The following is a 1,328-nucleotide window of genomic DNA, read 5'->3' as shown; positions in this document are numbered from 1 at the left end:
ACCTAGGACCTGTCCGGTCGATCACGGTCTGGGCTGCTCCCGGGATGTGAGTCGCCGGCCCCAGCGGTCGGTCTGCTGACCACGGCAGGTCCTACGATCAGCCCGTGATTGATACTCCGGAGCATTGGACCGTGCGCCATTTCTCGCAGGCCAACCCCGCTGGCCCGGGCTGCGATAGCGTTCCGGCCCTCTTGCGACGGCTGGCCGACACCATCGACGCGTTGGGACGTGTTGAGATCCAGGACGTGGTGATCTCGTCAGAGGCGACCGAACACGGCCCTTGGCGGTCGGGGACCGTCTACTACCACCTGCCGGAAGACGAATGAGGACTGATCCTGGCACTCACGAGCGGAGCCAGATCACCAGTGACGCAGCAGTAGCGGTGCCGAGGTAGACGTATTGGCGCTTGTCGTACCGAGTGGCCACGGCCCGGTGCTGCTTGAGTCGGTTGATCGCCCGTTCAACGGTGTTCCGCTTCTTGTACCGCTCTTCATCCCAGCCCGGTGGCCGTCCGCCACGTGAGCCTTTACGCAGGCGGGCGGCCTGGCTGTCGGCCTTCTCCGGGATGGTGTGCCGGATGCCCCGGCGCCGCAGGTATTGGCGGCAGGGCCCGTTGCTGTATGCCTTGTCGGCCGCGACGCTGCCGGGCTTCTTGCGAGGTCTGCCCGGCCCGGTCCGCGGGACGCGGATTGCCTCCAGTACCAGGATGAACTGCGTGCAGTCCGCCCGCTGTCCCGGCGTGACGATCAGGGACAGGGGGCGGCAGCGGCCGTCCGCGCTCAGGTGAAGCTTGCTGGTGAACCCGCCGCGCGAGCGGCCCAGGCCCTCACCTCCAGCACCACCTCCACCAGGTGGCCGACGAGGCTCTCCCACGTCTCGTCCTGGTGTTCCACTCCTTCGGCCCCCTTTGAAGCGAGTGCTGAGGGTGGATCGGTGCGGGCACCGGCCGCATGCTGATGCGCGCGGACGATCGTGGAGTCCACCGAGATGTCCCAGTCGATCTCGCATGCGGCGTTCGCCGCGGCCTGGACCTGCTGGAGCAAGCGTTCCCAGGTGCCGTCGGCCGACCACCGGCGATGGCGTTCATAGACGGTCTTCCACGGCCCGAACCGTTCGGGCAGATCGCGCCACTGCACCCCGGTCCGCACCCGGTGCAGAATCCCGTCGATCACCTGCCGGTGATCCCGCCACCTGCCACAACGCCCGTTGCTGACCGGCAGGAACGGCCGCAGCCGTTCCCACTCGGCATCACTCAGATCACCCCGCCCCATGCCCACATCAACGACTCGGACACGCGGTAGTCACATGATCGGCCGGACAAGTCCTAG

2 protein-coding genes are annotated in these 1,328 nt (G+C 67.3%); one reads left to right on the top strand and one right to left on the bottom strand.

The window, feature by feature from the left end; translation table 11 throughout:
* Window positions 1-104 precede the first annotated feature (104 nt).
* The gene (locus ACZ561_RS40085) at window positions 105-326 is read left to right on the top strand and encodes a hypothetical protein (RefSeq protein ID WP_471005093.1); all 222 of its coding nucleotides are present in this window, start codon (window positions 105-107) and stop codon (window positions 324-326) included.
* A 16-nt stretch (window positions 327-342) separates the two neighbouring features.
* Here ACZ561_RS40085 and ACZ561_RS40080 read toward each other — a convergent pair.
* Window positions 343-1,271 (bottom strand): IS5 family transposase gene (locus tag ACZ561_RS40080; RefSeq protein ID WP_471005095.1). Its coding sequence is split into 2 segments (ribosomal slippage): window positions 343-873 and window positions 876-1,271, totalling 927 coding nucleotides; the frame shifts between segments, so codons are not numbered across the junction.
* Between the last annotated feature and the right edge of the window lie 57 nt (window positions 1,272-1,328).

Source organism: Streptomyces sp. NPDC039609 (assembly GCF_055596705.1).
This window is presented reverse-complemented; position numbering and strand designations above follow the sequence as displayed.